16 protein-coding genes are annotated in these 16,735 nt (G+C 38.0%); 7 read left to right on the forward strand and 9 right to left on the reverse strand.

From position 1 onward, the window contains the following. Positions 1-6 precede the first annotated feature (6 nt). Entirely contained in the window at positions 7-456 is a 450-nt protein-coding gene (gene mraZ / locus H9I37_RS08390; RefSeq protein ID WP_187382077.1) for a division/cell wall cluster transcriptional repressor MraZ, read from the reverse strand. Between the two features lie 156 nt (positions 457-612). Between mraZ and H9I37_RS08395 the strand changes: the two genes are divergently transcribed. Continuing rightward, the gene (locus H9I37_RS08395; RefSeq protein WP_187382079.1) at positions 613-1,272 is read left to right on the forward strand and encodes a DUF8091 domain-containing protein; all 660 of its coding nucleotides are present in this window, start codon (positions 613-615) and stop codon (positions 1,270-1,272) included. A 122-nt stretch (positions 1,273-1,394) separates the two neighbouring features. On the opposite strand, the gene H9I37_RS08400 is transcribed toward H9I37_RS08395, so the two are convergent. Beyond that, the gene (locus H9I37_RS08400; RefSeq protein WP_187382081.1) at positions 1,395-2,117 is read right to left on the reverse strand and encodes a flagellar filament outer layer protein FlaA; all 723 of its coding nucleotides are present in this window, start codon (positions 2,115-2,117) and stop codon (positions 1,395-1,397) included. Further along, a complete protein-coding gene (locus tag H9I37_RS08405; RefSeq protein ID WP_187382082.1) occupies positions 2,114-2,875 on the reverse strand; it encodes a flagellar filament outer layer protein FlaA in 762 nt (253 codons plus the stop codon). Before H9I37_RS08405 ends, H9I37_RS08400 begins: the two co-directional genes overlap by 4 nt. A 246-nt stretch (positions 2,876-3,121) precedes the next feature. Between H9I37_RS08405 and H9I37_RS08410 the strand changes: the two genes are divergently transcribed. After that, positions 3,122-4,120: a class II fructose-bisphosphate aldolase gene (locus tag H9I37_RS08410; RefSeq protein WP_187382564.1), complete on the forward strand. Its 999-nt coding sequence runs from the start codon at positions 3,122-3,124 to the stop codon at positions 4,118-4,120. A 123-nt stretch (positions 4,121-4,243) separates the two neighbouring features. Here H9I37_RS08410 and H9I37_RS08415 read toward each other — a convergent pair whose 3' ends face one another. Beyond that, a complete protein-coding gene (locus H9I37_RS08415; RefSeq protein WP_187382084.1) occupies positions 4,244-4,912 on the reverse strand; it encodes a hypothetical protein in 669 nt (222 codons plus the stop codon). 157 nt (positions 4,913-5,069) lie between these two features. On the opposite strand from H9I37_RS08415, the gene argF reads away from it, so the two are divergent. The 5 genes from argF (at position 5,070) to H9I37_RS08440 (ending at position 9,472) form a co-directional block, all read left to right on the forward strand. After that, positions 5,070-6,062: an ornithine carbamoyltransferase gene (gene argF / locus H9I37_RS08420; protein WP_187382086.1), complete on the forward strand. Its 993-nt coding sequence runs from the start codon at positions 5,070-5,072 to the stop codon at positions 6,060-6,062. Positions 6,063-6,096: 34 nt separating this feature from the next. Next, positions 6,097-6,366: an ACT domain-containing protein gene (locus tag H9I37_RS08425; RefSeq protein ID WP_187382088.1), complete on the forward strand. Its 270-nt coding sequence runs from the start codon at positions 6,097-6,099 to the stop codon at positions 6,364-6,366. A gap of 107 nt (positions 6,367-6,473) precedes the next feature. Further along, positions 6,474-7,685 carry a hypothetical protein gene (locus H9I37_RS08430; protein ID WP_187382090.1) on the forward strand — a complete coding sequence of 404 codons (1,212 nt, stop codon included), beginning with the start codon at positions 6,474-6,476 and terminating at the stop codon, positions 7,683-7,685. 108 nt (positions 7,686-7,793) lie between these two features. Then, positions 7,794-9,098, forward strand: coding sequence for an OFA family MFS transporter (locus tag H9I37_RS08435; RefSeq protein WP_187382092.1), 1,305 nt, complete (start codon positions 7,794-7,796; stop codon positions 9,096-9,098). Between the two features lie 98 nt (positions 9,099-9,196). After that, the gene (locus H9I37_RS08440) at positions 9,197-9,472 is read left to right on the forward strand and encodes a hypothetical protein (protein WP_187382094.1); all 276 of its coding nucleotides are present in this window, start codon (positions 9,197-9,199) and stop codon (positions 9,470-9,472) included. 16 nt (positions 9,473-9,488) lie between these two features. Here the strand turns inward: H9I37_RS08440 and H9I37_RS08445 are convergent, their stop codons facing one another. From H9I37_RS08445 to H9I37_RS08465, 5 genes are read right to left on the reverse strand one after another with little or no spacing between them, the layout of a single operon-like run. Next, positions 9,489-11,672, reverse strand: coding sequence for a polysaccharide deacetylase family protein (locus H9I37_RS08445; RefSeq protein ID WP_187382096.1), 2,184 nt, complete (start codon positions 11,670-11,672; stop codon positions 9,489-9,491). Next, entirely contained in the window at positions 11,669-11,908 is a 240-nt protein-coding gene (locus H9I37_RS08450) for a hypothetical protein (protein ID WP_187382098.1), read from the reverse strand. The genes H9I37_RS08445 and H9I37_RS08450 overlap by 4 nt, the downstream gene beginning before the upstream one ends. A 7-nt stretch (positions 11,909-11,915) precedes the next feature. After that, entirely contained in the window at positions 11,916-13,139 is a 1,224-nt protein-coding gene (locus H9I37_RS08455) for a peptidoglycan DD-metalloendopeptidase family protein (protein WP_187382100.1), read from the reverse strand. A gap of 32 nt (positions 13,140-13,171) precedes the next feature. Continuing rightward, on the reverse strand, positions 13,172-14,785 hold the full coding sequence (locus H9I37_RS08460) for a motility associated factor glycosyltransferase family protein (protein WP_187382102.1): 1,614 nt from the start codon (positions 14,783-14,785) through the stop codon (positions 13,172-13,174). Continuing rightward, positions 14,766-16,673, reverse strand: a complete 1,908-nt coding sequence (locus H9I37_RS08465; protein WP_370586903.1) for a penicillin-binding protein — start codon at positions 16,671-16,673, stop codon at positions 14,766-14,768. Before H9I37_RS08465 ends, H9I37_RS08460 begins: the two co-directional genes overlap by 20 nt. Positions 16,674-16,735: the final 62 nt, after the last annotated feature.

The raw sequence follows: 16,735 nt of genomic DNA on the forward strand, positions 1-16,735 counted from the left end.
ATTTAATCAAAAATTTATATCATTAAATTCTTCTGCTGCATCGCGGAATGATTCCTCTGTTGCATCCAGGTATTCTTTATAAGTCTGTGAATCCCATAATTCCATGTATTTTGCAATTCCAAGGACAGTGCAATCTTTTGAAAGATTTGCATATTCGCGCAGACTCTGAGGGATAGAAAGGCGACCGTTTTTATCAAATTCAACTGGCTGTGCAGGAGCAATAAAATGCCTTGCAACATTAAGGCTTCTGCTCTTCATCATAGAAGCATTACTCATAAGTTTCATCTGAAAAGACTCCCATTCTTCTGTGGTAAAAAGCCATAAACAGCGGTCTAAGCCTTTAGTGACCATAAGTACATTCTGATTTACGGCAGTTCTCAATTTCGCAGGGAATGAGACTCTGCCCTTATCATCGATTGTATTATTGTATTCACCAGTCAACAAGCTAAACCCCATTTATTACCACTTATTACCACTTTTTCCCACTTACGACCATTTTATACTAAAAAACGCTAAAGTCAACACGTTTTTTTACCGATATTGATAAAAATTTTTATACTTTATTCTATTTTATGCATACGCACAAATACTATACTTTTTAAAAGTGATTTTATGAGATTTTCTACACTAAATGAAAGTAAACTTCACAAAACGTTAAAAAAAATATACTCAGAAATATATGACGGAAAAACAGAAGTTGAGCTTTACGGATATATTTACGATATTGTCACTGAAAACAAAAATATAATTGAGATTCAGACGAAAAATCTTGCAAAACTCTTGCCAAAAATTCTCGATACGATCGAAAAAGGACATAATATAAAAATTGTCCATCCGATTGTTATAAAAAAATCGATTGAAATGCATTCTTCAGATGGGACAATAATCTCAATACGGAAAAGCCCAAAAACAGGGGCAATTTATGATATTTTTTGGGAGCTCACAGGAATTTATTCAGTTTTGCTGAACAAACATTTTTCGCTCGAAATTGTCGAAATAGATATGATTGAAGAGCGGATTATGACAGAGAAACCTGTCCAATCAAAGAATGGAAAAAGACGTTTTAAGAAAGACTGGATAAAATCGGATAAAAGACTCGACAAAATCATCGACACGAGACGTTTTGATGAAAAAAAAAGATTTTTTAGATTTACTGCCGAAAAACTTGCCACAGGAATTTTGCGCAAAGGATATAAAAAACAAACTCAAGGAAAGCAAATTGTCATCAAGAATCTTAAACAACGCAAACCTTATCATCTGGGTTTTCAATAAAATGGAATTGATTGAATATACAACTACAAAAAATAGATTCCGTTATTGCAAATTGCGTTAATAAAAAAAAGGACGTTTTTCAACGTCCTTGATTTTGCATTTTTTCGCTTGTGTAAACTATATTACCAGTTGTCAACCATGTCGTCTTCGTCGTGATTCTCCATATCATAGAGGTCTGTCACAGCACGGAGATCATCGAGGTACATGTAGAATGTTCCACGAGCTTTTACAGGGTTACAATCAACTCTGAATCCCAAAATCTTGAGACCAGGTCTGTCTCCAAAGTAAGCGCTGCTCTGAACAATTCCATTTTTTCCATCAGGACTTGGAGGAACTACACATATAAGTTTTTTCCAACCTGTAAATCCAAGGTCACCCATGTACAATTCAAAGTTATGTCCAAAATAGTCTTGAACGAGTACGTAAAGGTCATGATCCTGATTGCGTCCGCAAACCCAAACAGAAATAGTTTTTGTTGTTCCTTCAATTGCAATCGGACGTCCAGAAGTGATTGTGAACGAATTTTTTCCTCGTCTAAAGAAGTCAACGCGTACGCCAAATACTTGTGTATCTTCGCTTTCTTTTCCTTCATCTTCAGGAAGAGCTTCTTTCATTGCAGGAGAACCCTGAAAGAGACGACCTGCAATTGTACCATCGTCGGAAGAGATATGAACATTCCATGAACCTTCACGTTCGAATTTATCGACAGAAACTTCACGCAATGCTGATTCAGCTGAATCTGCACCCACGTTTTCCGGATTCGGTTCTTGTAAACTTGAATTCTGTGCAAAAATAATTCCAGCAGCTAATACTGCAAGAACGCCTAACGCTAATAACTTTTTCATTTTCCAGCCTCCTCAGACTTTGAAGAACCTTCGCCGTCACCAAAATCAACATCCTGAAGTTCATAACCGTCATAAATGAATGAAAGTGAGTTAGAAGTGTATTTTATCTGATCAAAGAAAATTACAAAGTTATCTACATATTCTTCAGAATCAGTGCGAACTCGGAATCCGACAAATGTCATATCAGCCGGACCTGAACGCAAGTGTGAATGCTGCTGTAACCAACCAGGAACATTTACAATTATGTTTTTCCATCCGGTAAAAGCAAGAGAACCTGCAGGAAGAACATGAACAACACCTACGGCATCTCTTACCATAACTTCAAGATAGTAATTATAGTTTGACCCCCAAACCCAAAAATCGAGGGAAGAAACATTTCCCACAAATGGGATTTCAAATGCTTTATCATCTTTTGTAGGGTAAACTTCAAACCAGTTATCGCCTTTGCGTTTAAACGCTGTTTTTACGCCAAAAGTTTTAAACTCTTTATCAGTACCTTTATAGAGCAGTTTAATGGAATTAGGTACACCTTCATAGTAGCCGGTTTTTGGATATCCATCAGCTATAAAACGGCTTGACTGAACAGCCCAGTCCCAACTGTAAGTCTGTCCACGATACAAATAATTCTGCGAACCTACAGAATCAAAATCATCCAATACGAATGTCTCACGACTCTTTGAATTAGGCTGTGCAAACACAGGCAACCCCACAACAAACAGACATGCAAGACTAACAAGAACCTTAAGTCCCCTTTTCATGCAAAACTCCTTGAACTTTTATCATTCCGATAAAAAGATTTATACTCTTTAAATGTCGGTATAATCAGTCAAAATAATTACTCTTACCAATTATATTTGCTATATAAATCTTTGTCAAACACAAAAAACTGCAATCTTCTATCTACAATTGATATCTTTTAATTGAAAAAAAAATCATTATAGCCTATTATATTACTATAATACTTCGGACAGAAATGCCCGGCTATAAGGAAGTTTTTAATGGCTATTATTTCTTACAAAGATCTCGGCCTTGTAAACACGAGAGATATGTTTGCAAAGGCAATGAAAGGCGGATATGCAATTCCAGCATATAACTTCAACAATATGGAACAGATGCAGGCCATAATTAAAGCCTGTGTTGAAACAAAATCACCTGTAATCTTGCAGGTTTCTAAGGGAGCTCGAGCTTACGCTGACAAATACATTTTGCGCAACATGGCTCGCGGTGCTGTAGAGTACGCTCATGAACTCGGATGCGATATCCCTATAGTTCTTCACCTTGACCACGGTCCAAATTTTGAAGTTGCTAAAGACTGCATCGACAATGGATTCTCATCTGTAATGATCGACGGTTCTGCTCTCTCTTACGATGAAAACATTAAATTGACAAGGCAGGTTGTTGAATACGCTCATGCGCACGATGTTACAGTAGAAGCTGAACTCGGCGTACTCGGCGGTGTAGAAGAAGATGTTTCTGCAGAATCTTCAAAATACACAAAACCTGAAGAAGTAATCGATTTTACTCAGAAGACAGGATGTGATTCTCTTGCAATTTCTATCGGGACATCACACGGTCGCTGTAAGTTCACTCCTGAACAGTGTACGCGCCGTCCTGACGGAACTCTTGTTCCTCCACCACTCGCATTCGATATTCTTGCTGAAATTGAAAAAAAACTCCCAGGATTCCCAATCGTATTGCACGGAGCTTCTTCAGTTCCACAGAACTACGTTGCAGAAATCGAAAAATACGGCGGAAAGATTCCAAACTCTATCGGTATTCCGGAAGAACAGCTCCGCAAAGCTGCAAAATCGGCTGTATGTAAAATCAACGTTGACTCAGACGGACGGCTTGCAATGACTGCAGCAATCCGTAAACATCTCGTTGAACATCCTGAAGATTTTGACCCACGCCAGTATCTCTCAGATGCTCGTGACGAACTCGTAAAGATGTATTCTGAAAAGAACAAGAATGTATTCGGTTCTGCAGGACACGCTCTCGACTAGTAAGTAGCGCCTTTATGAATTGATTCAGGCAAAAAAAAAGATGTCGAAATGTCAACAAACATTTCGGCATCTTTTTTTTAACTAGCTGTTTTTTTATTTTACAGTTTTCACTTTATACAGCTATTATTTTACAGTTTTACATATCGAAAAACTTTTTATAAACGATTTTATAAAAATATATACGACAGCGACAACAATATAAACGCAACTGCACACAACAACAACAAAAGAACTGACATCGATTATGTGCATCGCCTCTATCAACGACGGAATACACAGGTTGAGCAAAATCGCTGCAGCGCTGAGCACAACAAGCGGATCTTTTATTGTTTTTGTTGATTGATATTTTTTGATAAAGACTTTCAGAAAAAATGAAATATAGATAATCATCATTGCAAAAAGAGCCGGTTTTATAAACAAGCCGAAGAAATCATAAATTCCGTCTTCCGCTGTTGCGATAATATCGTATGGAAGAAATGCTGAATAAAATGAAAACATAAGTGGAACAAATGAATCCCTCTTGAATTCTATATCATCTTTAGAAATCAAAAAAAATAGACTGTAAACTACAGTTACAGGGAAAAAACTCTGCCGAAAAATCAAATAGACTGCATTGCTCAAATACGAATACGGAACGACTCTGTGTGAATAGACAAAAAACATTTTGATAAAACACAAAATAACAGAAGTCATAAAACCTGTAAAAATGACAGGCACAACTTTTGAGTTTCTATAGCTCAAGCAAAAACCGGCGAGCATCAACGGAAACAATAAAAATGTAAAAGCTAACATAACAGTTAAGATACAATTTAGCAGAGGATTAATCAACTGATTGATAAAGTTTGGAACACTTGGAGCTGATTGGGACGTTTGAATTATTTTGCATGTTTGAACAAGCATAAGTAAAATGATAAAATATCGGAATAAGTAATGTTACACGAGGTTACTCATGGATTTAACTGGCAGAAATTTTCTTACACTAAAGGATTTTACTTCTAAAGAAATAATCGGGTTGCTTGATTTGGCAGACGACTTAAAAAAGAAAAAAAAGAAAGGAATCCCTGTAGATATTCACCGCGGGAAAAATATTGCCCTTATCTTTGAAAAGACAAGTACCAGAACGAGGTGTGCTTTTGAAGTTGCCGCACATGACCTTGGAATAAGCACAACTTATCTTGCAGAAGGCAGCCAAATCGGTAAAAAAGAAAGCATTGCCGATACGGCACGTGTTCTGGGGCGCATGTTTGATGGAATCGAATACCGCGGATATCAGCAAAGCCTCATCGAAAAACTTGCAAAATATTCAGGAGTTGTTGTTTGGAACGGTCTTACAAATGAATATCATCCAACACAGATGCTTGCGGACATGATGACAATCCGTGAACGTTTTGGAAAACTCAAAGGGCGTAAACTAGTTTACTTTGGAGACGCGCGTTACAATATAGGAAATTCACTTTGCATAGCATGTTCAAAGCTCGGGTTGAACCTCACTCTTTGTGCGCCCTCAAAATATCTTCCTGAAAAAAAATTAATTGATGAATGCCTTAAGTGGTGTGATGACAGCGAAGGTTCTATAACTCTCGAGGAAGATGTATCAAAAGCGGCAAAAGATGCAGATATACTTTATACTGATGTGTGGGTTTCCATGGGTGAACCTGATGAAGTTTGGACTGAACGCATAAAAGATTTAAAACCTTATCAAATAAACAAAGAAGTCATGGCAAAAGCAAAGCCAGATGCAATCTTTATGCACGATTTACCTTCGTTTCATGACTTAAATACAAAGATTGGCAAGGAAATTGGAGAAAAGTTCGGTCTTGAAGCGATGGAAGTTACAGATGATGTTTTTGAAAGCAAACAGTCAGCAGTGTTTGACGAAGCAGAAAACAGAATGCATACGATAAAAGCAGTAATTGCAGCAACACTTGGAAATAATTTTTAATTTTGTGATATAACAAAAAAAAGGCAGGTAAATTATGAACGCAATAATCACAGTCGTAGGATCTGACAAAGTTGGGATAATAGCAAAAGTCAGCGAGTTTTTGAGCGAAAACAACATAAACATCAAAGACATAACACAGACAATCCTTTCAGGAAACTTTGTTATGATAATGATGATAGAACTTGATAATGCGAACATTTCTATCGATGAACTGAGGACGGCGATGAACAAAAAAGCCGAAGAGATGGGCGTTGAAATCAACATAATGAACGAAAAAGTTTTTAGCTCAATGCATAGAGTCTGATACAAGTTTTGTGAAGCAAAACTTGTCCCGGTGGTTAAAAAGCGACAAATAAAAAAAACTGTTCCAATGTCGTTTTTCTGCCGATAATGAAACAGGAGTTTTATATTATGATTAAAAAACATCTTTCATGTATGGCGATTGCATTTTTCCTGTTTATATCCGGCGCTTTCGGTGCAACATTTTTCAGCGGTTATGCAGGCGGTAAATTAAATTACATCGCAAACCCTGATGTAAAAGAATACGACCCGGAACTTAAACTCCAAGCTTTTTTTGCAGGACAATTCAATTTTTCGCAAAACTTTTGGAGTCACATCGAATTTTCTGTAGATACGCAAGACTTTTTAAATCAATCGCTTTTCCATGCAACTCCTTCGATGTTTCAAGTTGATGAAATTTCTTTTATTTTTCGCGGAAATCTGTATGAAGCATCAAATTATTTCAGTTTGTTTATGGGAACATACGATCCTGTAGGGTCAGATGTATTTCTTCAAAGATATTTTACGATAAAACCAATCAGTTCAAAAATTACGGAAAGTTATCTAGGGCTTGCAGGCTCAATTCTCTATCCTCATTTTGGTGTCGGCATTTCAAATGTTTTGAGATTTCATCCTGCACCAATTGCTCTTGGTGGATACGTCTACATCAATCACGAAGATGTAAAAAATTACGTGTTGAACACCGACTTGCGTTTTGCAAATGTGTTAAGATATTTCACATTTGACTTTGCAGCCGGAGTTGGAATTCCTCTGGAAAACAAATACAAAGGAAATGATGTAATAGTTGCAATTGAAAAAATCTATTGGCATGCAGGAACGACAATACTTCTCGGCAATAATTACACACAATCTCTGTTCCTTCAAGCTGGCATTTACAATGCATCATTTGTGCCACAAGGAAATTCAATTATCTCGCCTGATGATTTTTACATTCTGCTTGAGCCTAGATTTCTCTTCGACGCACTTCGAGTAAACATCAGTATATTCTGTCTTCCGAAAGACACTGTAAAAAAACTACTTTTAGTCGATGACACTCTTGGAGCAAATCTGAACATTTATTTGGATTCGTTTGTCATCGGTTCGCAGCCGTTCACAATCGGCGCACACGCAGGATTTTCTTTAATCGATAAAACATTTTTGGATCTAAAAGAACCTCAAAAATTATTGAACAGCGAATATAACATAAACATAACTCCTTATATTTATACAAATTTCCTTTCAGGAGAAATTCACATTCAATCAAAGATTCGGCTGATGGATTTTATAAATGGAGATAAAACAAAAGCTTTTTCAATAGATTTAGGATACAGAACAAAATTCTAAAAACTGTAGGCTTTTACAACCTATTATCTGATAAATAATTATATTGCAATATCAATGTTTTATGATACAATTTCCCTTAATGCTATTTTAAATGAAGGGAAATTAATTATGAAAAACATTCAAAACAAATGGATTCGCGGTGCAATTCCTGCTCTTCTCCTCCACTGCAGTATTGGAACTGTATACTGCTGGTCAATTTTCAGTCAGGAAATTGCAAACCACATAGGCTTTTCAAAAGGAGCTGTAGAATGGGCTTTCAGCTTTGCAATTTTTTTCCTCGGAATTTCGGCTGCATTTTTAGGTAAACTTGTAGAAAAAAATATCCATAAATCTTCGCTTATTGCCTCTATCACATTTGCGCTTGGCATGACGGGAACCGGATTTTTTATATGGTACGGCGGCATACATCAAAAAAGTGTTATTTCACTTGCCGGAATTTATGTTTGCTATGGATTTATAATGGGCATAGGTCTTGGAACAGGTTATCTTTCTCCGGTAAAAACTCTTATGCTGTGGTTTCAAGATAGGAAAGGTCTCGCGACAGGTCTTGCAGTGGCAGGTTTTGGAGCTGCAAAAGCAATAGCATCTCCAGTAATGCAGGAGATGCTCGAAAACATGGGACCGACAGGAATATACAAAATGTTTTATATTCTTGCAGGCGTTTATTTTGTGATGATGCTTGTAGGACACTTTATGCTTGCAAAACCTTCACATTGGGTAGAACCTCAAAATAAATCTAAGGATGAGGGAATGATTGCTGCGATTAAGTCACAACCAGTATCATCGTACATCGGCATTTGGCTTATGTTCTATATAAACATAACTTGTGGTCTTGCAATTATTTCACAAGAAAAAATGATCATAAAATGCGTAGGGCTTGGAGCTTATGCAGGACTTATCTCTACAATTTCCGCATTGTTCAATGCAGGTGGTCGGCTTGGATTTTCTGCATGGGCTGACAAGATGAAAGACCGCAACACTATCTATAAATTGATTTTTTCACTCTCAATTGTTTCAACTTTTATTGTTCTATTCACGCAAGGAATTTCAAAAGGAGCAGGAAACTCAATCCTCATCGCATTTGTTATGATTCTTATTTTCATTGTAAACGCAGGATATGGTGGAGGATTCTCAAACATCCCAACACTTCTATCTGACCATTATGGGATGGGAAACATATCTGCAATCCACGGAATTACGCTTTCTGCGTGGGCTTTTGCAGGTCTGACTGGAAACCAGATGGCATCCTATATAGTAAGAAAAACAGGCTCATTTATTGAAGTACACGGAGTTCAGGCAAACCCTACAGGTTATCAGCACGTGTTACTTGTCACTGCAATTTTATATGCAGTTGCAATTTGTTTATGTTTTTTCTTCATAAAACCAATCAAAAAATCGAATGAAACCGAATAAAAACTCAACAAAAACCAGTTGACTATAAGCAATATCTGTTTTACATTTCTATTGGTTGAGAAGTTTTAGTAGAAACGTGAAAAAAAACCGAGGTTTTTATGTCTGCAAATTCAGAATTTGAAGAAATGACTATGTCTTTTTCTTATGATGATGATTTCGATGATTACGAAGACGATGATTTTGGCGAAGATTTGGACGACGATTTTGATGATTACGAAGACGATGATAAGGCATTAGATGAATTTGATGACGATGCAGATCTTTATTACGATGACGTTTTCAAAGAAGAAGATGATGTAGACGAACCTTACGACGACGTTGAAGAAGAAGACGGCTATGGAACTTACCGTAGCCGTTTTGACGACGAAGAATAATATAGTCTTAAAATAATTATAAGTCTGTCAAATCTACTAGCTCATAACCTGAATCTATCAGAACACTGATAAGCACGTCCAGATAGTTGTAAAGCGGTTTTGAATGATGCTCTCCGGAAAATCCACCTGTCACAGGAATGATTCCGCCGTTTGTTTTCTTTAAAGCACTTACATATCTGCTTATTATTGCCTCAGGATTTTGCCCTATTGAAGTAAATTCAAGCGGTTCACAACTTACATAGACATAATTGTATCCTGCATTGTTTCCATATTTTATTATTTTCGGAGTAACTTCATAATACGGTGCATGCCAGTAAAGGCTGAGTTCCTTTTTTGTGCAGGCGTAAAATTCGTCTTCATTGCGAGCAAGCCCGCTGCGTACAAAATCTTCGTTTATAACAAAACTGTTGTCTGTCAAATCTGTTGTGCTAAAAAACATCGAAGAGCAGTTGTAACCGTTCGCTGCAATCTGTCTAGTTTCATAAGGATATCTTCTGATAAATTCTCCATTTACAGAAAAATTACCACGGACGTTGTATTTTTTTAAGGCAGATAAGATTTTTGGAAGTCCATCAGCGTTATCATACAGGTCGAACACGAGCGCAACTTTCCCAGGACCGGCAGTTTTCCTTGTACTTTCTTTGAAAAAAGGAATTGTCACTGCACGCTTGCTCAAATAACGCGTATACAATGCGTTTTCATATTTTTTATTTTCTGTAGCGCCAATGAACACGCGGTATTTGCCATTCTGTTTTTTTTGCTGAAATGCGCCGCTTGTATTTTCAGCTGACCACGTCCCTGATTCAGTATTATACTTATAGAATTTTTTGTTTCCTGCATCTGCCAAAATTGAATAATCCAAATCATTCCAATAACCTGTCTCTGCAGAAGAAATAGTAATTATCTCTGCACTGTCAGTGACGATGTTCCATCGGCGGATAGTTTTTTCACCACCTACATAAAGCAAAGTATCATCTACCCAAAGAGCAGATGTAACTTTTTCACCGGAAAGTTCAGCGATGCGTTTCCATGTATTTATATCATAAACATAAACTTTTTCGCCTGCAAAAAGCGCGATTTTTGTATTGTTTGGTGAGATAAAAGGTTTGCCTGAATCTGTGATTTCAAGGACATGCTGCGGAGCTGAACCGATTTTAAAAACGGAAGCTTTTTCAGCACTTCCATCATAGGGAAGTTTTTCTTGCCACAAAATCGGGCTGCCGGAGTTATCCCAGAAAACATAAGAAGCGGCGAGCGACGCAGAAGATTCTATATATGGACGCGAATAGACAACATCCATGTAATCGTATGAAGCGTTCTGCACAGCAAGGTAAGTGAACAACCGCCCGTTTTGAGTGATTACAACTCTGCTGACATCATGATTTGAAGAAACTTTATCTGTCTGGCTGTTGAACTGAAACGGAAGTCTTCCCATCGGAGTTCCGCGCCCTATGATTCCTGAATAAAGTCCAAGCGTATACAATTCTTTTGCATTTATCTTATACAAAATATAATCATCTACGTAAGCAAGATATTTAGCGCTTGCCCAGTAAAGAGAATTTATTGTGCCGCGTCCGATTTTTCTGTATTTTTCATCGATTTCAACACCGCGAAGAACAGCATCCGGATTGCAAAAATAAACAGTATTATCTTTTTCGTAAACTAAAATATTGCTATTCGGCGACCATTTTAAGGGGAGATTTTCGTATGTGTTCAAAACATTTTCTGCAATTATTTTGCGACGGCTTTTATCGGAATTTTCAAGTACAAGATTTCCTGAATACAGAGAAGTTTTATCGATATAGCAAAGATACTTTCCGTCGGGGCTTATGGAATAAGGGACAACCGAAAGCGTATTTTCAGGAAGCTCTGAAAAAGTTTCGATCCAGTTTAATATTCCTTTACGAGATTCATATCTTGCGATTCCATATCGGTTTCTAATCTGAAGGGTGTCTCCTCCATTTAAAAGTTCCATCTGTTCGGGATAGCACGTTATCACTTGTGGAGTTTTTTCGGGCTGCCCATCTTTCAGCTTTGCAAAAAAAAGCGATTTATATTGATTTGTGCCTGCCGCATCGTTTTTTACTGTAAAAATGACTTCATCGTTTAAGTTCAAATCCGGATTTTCAAAAGAAATTAAGGCATTTGCAGAAAAAACGAGCAAACTCGAAACTAAAATAAATGCTGATATTTTTTTCATCTATGCATCTCCACGCTTAAAACAAGTACAGAAAGTTCTTCTTCAAGGTTATCGAGCTGTTCTGACATTTGTTTTATTTGATTTGATTGTCTTTCGACAATCTTTGACTTATATTCCGCATATCTGAGCTGTTCAGCATGCTGCTTTTCTTCTTCAATACAAGAATATCCACACCAAGGGCAGTAATGAAACTCACTGTTTATCAATTTTCCGCATCCGCCGCAAATACTCATCATATTTTCCTTATTTCAAAACTGTCATAGGATTTATAAGTTGACCTTTTTTATAAACAGTAAAATGAAGATGAGGGCCTGTTGAATAACCGGTTGAACCTACAAGACCTATCCTAGTTCCCTGACTGACCCACTGCCCTTTCACAGCGATGATTTTTGACAAGTGAGCGTACAATGTCTGATACCCGTTTCCATGGTCGATGATGACGTAATTTCCATATACGCGGCTCACTCCCGTCGTTATAACTTTTCCGCTCATCGCTGCAAGAACAGGAGTGCCAGACGGACACGCCATATCGACTCCTGTATGAAAAGATCTTACATTTGCAATCGGATCTATACGCCAGCCATAAGGAGAAGTCCATCGGAACTTTGATGCGACAGGAAGTTTAAAAATATCACCCATCGCATTTTTCAGTGCGCTCTGATCCATTCCAACGCCCGGCAAAAATAACTGCTGACCTTTTACAAGAATTTCAGATGAAATTTCATTAACATCGAGAAGGTCGCTTAATTTTATTTTGTACCTTGAAGCGATCGAATTCAGTGAATCTCCATTTTTTACAGTGTAGATGATTCCATCGATTGAAGGAATCTTCAACCGTTGTCCGGCAGCCAGTTGACGCACGTTTACAATATCGTTTACAGAAATCAAAGTTGAAATATTTGTAAGCCCGAATTTTATCGCAATGCCGCCGATTGTGTCGCCTCTGAGAACTTTATAATTTTGATAAGAGACAGGCTGAGTAAATTTTTGTGCGGCAGAAGTGATATCGGAGTCGTTTATTTTTCCTGATTCATCGTAATCAACAATTCCTTCAAGTGCAAAAGATGACATAAGTTTATTCAGGTTTTCGATATCGAGAGAATCGCCACTTTCAAGAGTCAGAGGCCCTGTATAATTTTTCTGATTGCTAACAAACAAAAAACCGCCTGTAAAAAACAAAAAGGTAGCGGCTGCTGCAATCAAAGAAAACAATATCGATTTTGAGTTAGAAAAAATAAATTCCTCTGCAGCTGAAACAGCCGAACCTACAGCTTTCAGACAATTTTTTAGAGAAAAAGGACGTTTTATTTTCTGTGCCTTGAAAATTTTTAATTCGGTTGAGTAGTCAGGCGATACAATCGACACAGATTTTGTACGTTCTCTTTTTGGAATACGCTCAAAAACCGGCAAACTAAATCCGACCTTTCTGCCCGGAGCATTGCCTTGCACATAACTTATTATTTCCATGCTTAAAATATCGGAAATATTTTAATCGCTGTTTAGAAATATTCTCTCAAAAAGGGAAACAAACTCAAAAAATCAGATGAAGGAAAATTGTTTTTCATTCGCACAAGTTCTTCACGCTCGGCGGTGCTCAACACAGATCGAATTTCAAAAACTTTTTCCATAAAATTTTCTTTTTGAACAGTGATTTCAGGGTAAGCTAGCAGCTCACTGAGTTGTGCGCTTTGAATGCCGGTTATTTTTAAACTTTGAGTACAAAGCGTATAAGTTTTTGTTTTCGGACAGGATGCAAGCCTCGATTCAAACCACCACGCAAACATTTTCATTCTGCTGTCTGTCAAAACGCTGTTATTTTCGTAATCAAAGCCGTATATTCCGTTTGCATTAAAAATCGACTCCGCCGTATATTTGTCGGCAGCTGTAATTCTGTCAGAAACTGTGTGATAAGTTTGTTCGGCAGAGCTTCCTTTTATGTGAGTCTGATTTCCGGGAAACGCAAAATCAAGCCCCGCGATAAAAACTTTTTCAGCACCGCAAAAATTAGCAAAATTCCATGCAGAAGATGATACAGAACCGCCAGCTCCAAGGTCTCCTTGCAGGAGATTGAAGTGATTTTCAAAATACTGTCCAACAGGAAACTGAGAAGAACACAAAAGGATTTTTCCGCAGTCAAAACGAAACACTGAAGGATATGCAGAAATTTCAGTAATCAGGACGCTTTTTGGAGAATGAAGAGCTGAGATGTGACGATATGCCCAAAATTGCGGGTCGGTAAGTATTATAAAATCAGGCTGGACACCTTCTCTTAAAAGCACGTGCAACGAAGTTTCCACTGTTATAATTATGCAGCGTTTTTTTATCTCCTTAAGATGCGGAGCAACATGCTCAAGAGTCGGACCGGCTCCTGCAATAAAAAAAGGAAGCGAATTGCCATAGTAGCTTTTATCTTCAATTATTTTTGAAATTCCGGAAATTGCGCCGCACTCTGCAATCCGATTGAGATTTTCGAGGCTGTTTCGACACCATCTTTTTCCAAACTTTTTAAGTGTCGCAGCATTTATTTCGTTTTTGCGCTGATTTCGCTTTATGATTTTTTTTACAGTATCAAAATAACTCGCCGCATGAGCCTGAAACGCCGGAATATCAAAAAAATATGAATCGGAAACGCCAGACTTTTCTATGTTTATAGTTTTGTTATCTTCAATAAGATGTAAAACAGATTCTGCCGGCGCACCGACAGCAATCACAAGATTTTGCAGTTTAAACACAGGTGACCAGTCAAGAAGTTTTAAAGCGGCAAAAAAACGAGCTGTGTCCGGTTCTATTAAAACAAGTTTCCGGTTTTTTGCAGATTTAGCCCACGCTACTACATGATAGCCGAGCCCGAACCCATAAAAAACCGTACATGACTTTTCAAAAGCGTCAGGAATACATGCAGCCAAAACAGCTTCCCGTTCAGGATTGTACGCACTGTGCAGATGAAGTCCTGAAGATATCTCTGTAGCAGTCAGCTGACCGTTTCTTGCAGTTGTAATATTCCAGAAAGCGGCGGGCTGTATATCATTTTCGTTTATCTGACCGAGCATTTTTGAAAGTTCCGGGAACTTTTTTTGAAACAGCGAATAATTTTTATTCCAGATTGAGTTCAATTACCATATTCTCCGTAAGAGGCGTCCCGGGCTTTGGATTTTGACTTGTAACCCAGCCGCTGCCATTTATGTTCAACTTTATATCTGAACGGTCTATGAGAGGAAGCAATTCTTTTTTTGATTTCCCTAAAAAGTTCGGAACAGTTTTTCCTATTTTTATAGCTTTTGAAGAATTGATAGTAATCTTCCCATCGTGCTCAAGAGAAGCGGCATCTCCACGGCTCATTCCAAGATGGTCGATTATTACAGAAGCTGCTTCACCGATAACAGGAGCAACGATTCTGCCTCCATAAGTTTCCCCTTTCGCTTTTTCAACAACAATATACAAAACTATCTGAGGGTCATCGACAGGAAAAATTGCAATACAGCTAGAAAGAAAATCAGTATCGCTGTACCCGCCGTGCTCTTTATCAGCCATCTGAGCAGTTCCTGTTTTGACCCCTATATCTACATCGCGAAGATTTGCACGAGAACCTGTTCCACTTTTTGCAGTTGTTTCCATGCAGCTCAAAACATATCGTGCGGTATCCTTTGAAAAAACTCTGCTTCTATATTGCGGTTGATGGTCATAAAAAACAGAACCGTCTTTGTTTGTAATTTTTTTGATAAATGTAAGCTGAACAGGAACACCTCCGTTTCCGATTGCTGTAGACGCTTCTACCATTTGGAGAGCCGAAACGCTTATCTCCTGCCCGATTGCGATAGTAGGTTTTGAGCGCGCAGACCATGTGCTGCCTGAAGGATCTTTTACAATGCCTGTTGTCTCTCCGGGAAGTTCGACGCCGGTTTTGCTTCCAAAACCAAGCTGACGGATCCTTGCAATAAATCGATATTCATCGATTCTGTCACTTATCTGCCCGATAGTGTCATTGCATGAAAAACGAAGTCCATCTTTTGCAGTACAATAACCGTGATGTCCAAGGCATTTTATACGAACAGTTTCGCTGCCGGGAATGCGATGTTCATACATCCCGTTGCAATAAAAACGGTCATTTTGGGAAATTCCGTGCTCATCGTAAACAATGCCAACCGTAAAAATCTTAAACACGGAACCCGGTTCGTAAGCAGTCATCGCAGGCAAATCTATCTTTGCATTCGCCGGCGCAATTCCATATTCATTTAAATCTGCCGACGGAAGGCTTATATATGAAAGAATCTCTCCTGTCCGACAATCGGCGGCGACAAGCATCATGCATTCAGCCTGAGTTTTTTCCATAGTATCCTGAGCGATCTGTTCAAGTTTGTACTGAAGAGTTGCATCTATTGTGAGATAGACGTTCCGACCTTGAGGATGTTCTTGAGACGCTTCATTTCTGTCAATCTTATCAATCTCCGGCTGAAGTATAGACTGTTGAGAAAATTCAATTCCGGCGAGTCCTTTTCCATCATCTCCCATATAACCGATGAGCTGCGAAGCGAGTTTGTGATTCGGATAATTTCTTCCGGGAATCTTTTCATAACTTACAAAATTATAACCTTTTGAATCTGTCATTTTTTTTATAGATTCATAATAAGTCTGTTCAACTTTTTTCTTAAGATAAACAAAAGAGCGCGACGAGTTCAGCAATTTTATGACATCGCCTTCTTCCATATCGAGAAGAGGAGCGATATCTTTGGCAAACTGAAGCTTTAATTTTTCATTGTCTCGAATATTTTTTATTGAAACGCCGATGTGGTAAAAATTTGTCTGAACAGCGAGCGGAAATCCTGAGCGGTCGACAATTGAACCGCGCTCAACTGTAGGTTTATTTTGCGAAACAGGTGCGACAGGCTGAACGGCAAGTTTTCCGTAAACAACAAAAAGCGCTATTAAAGCGATTCCACAGCAAGCGAAAAAAAATATTATGCGTTTTTGTCTGAAAAAATTATTCAATTTAATCAATTCCACCCATTACAAATATACAGTCAAATCGCTAAAATATCTACTATCAGAGATTTTAAGAGATGTTC

Source organism: Treponema sp. Marseille-Q3903 (genome assembly GCF_014334335.1).
Lineage (GTDB): Bacteria > Spirochaetota > Spirochaetia > Treponematales > Treponemataceae > Treponema_D.

Bases quoted from the DNA above. Each gene is read 5' to 3' on its own strand.
- H9I37_RS08425 (WP_187382088.1), top strand. From the start codon at position 6,097: ATGAACGCAATAATCACAGTCGTAGGATCTGACAAAGTTGGGATAATA.
- argF (WP_187382086.1), top strand. From the start codon at position 5,070: ATGGATTTAACTGGCAGAAATTTTCTTACACTAAAGGATTTTACTTCT.
- H9I37_RS08415 (WP_187382084.1), bottom strand. From the start codon at position 4,912: ATGTTAGCTTTTACATTTTTATTGTTTCCGTTGATGCTCGCCGGTTTT.
- H9I37_RS08440 (WP_187382094.1), top strand. From the start codon at position 9,197: ATGTCTGCAAATTCAGAATTTGAAGAAATGACTATGTCTTTTTCTTAT.
- H9I37_RS08430 (WP_187382090.1), top strand. From the start codon at position 6,474: ATGATTAAAAAACATCTTTCATGTATGGCGATTGCATTTTTCCTGTTT.
- H9I37_RS08455 (WP_187382100.1), bottom strand. From the start codon at position 13,139: ATGGAAATAATAAGTTATGTGCAAGGCAATGCTCCGGGCAGAAAGGTC.
- H9I37_RS08450 (WP_187382098.1), bottom strand. From the start codon at position 11,908: ATGATGAGTATTTGCGGCGGATGCGGAAAATTGATAAACAGTGAGTTT.
- H9I37_RS08435 (WP_187382092.1), top strand. From the start codon at position 7,794: ATGAAAAACATTCAAAACAAATGGATTCGCGGTGCAATTCCTGCTCTT.
- mraZ (WP_187382077.1), bottom strand. From the start codon at position 456: ATGGGGTTTAGCTTGTTGACTGGTGAATACAATAATACAATCGATGAT.
- H9I37_RS08445 (WP_187382096.1), bottom strand. From the start codon at position 11,672: ATGAAAAAAATATCAGCATTTATTTTAGTTTCGAGTTTGCTCGTTTTT.
- H9I37_RS08395 (WP_187382079.1), top strand. From the start codon at position 613: ATGAGATTTTCTACACTAAATGAAAGTAAACTTCACAAAACGTTAAAA.
- H9I37_RS08400 (WP_187382081.1), bottom strand. From the start codon at position 2,117: ATGAAAAAGTTATTAGCGTTAGGCGTTCTTGCAGTATTAGCTGCTGGA.
- H9I37_RS08405 (WP_187382082.1), bottom strand. From the start codon at position 2,875: ATGAAAAGGGGACTTAAGGTTCTTGTTAGTCTTGCATGTCTGTTTGTT.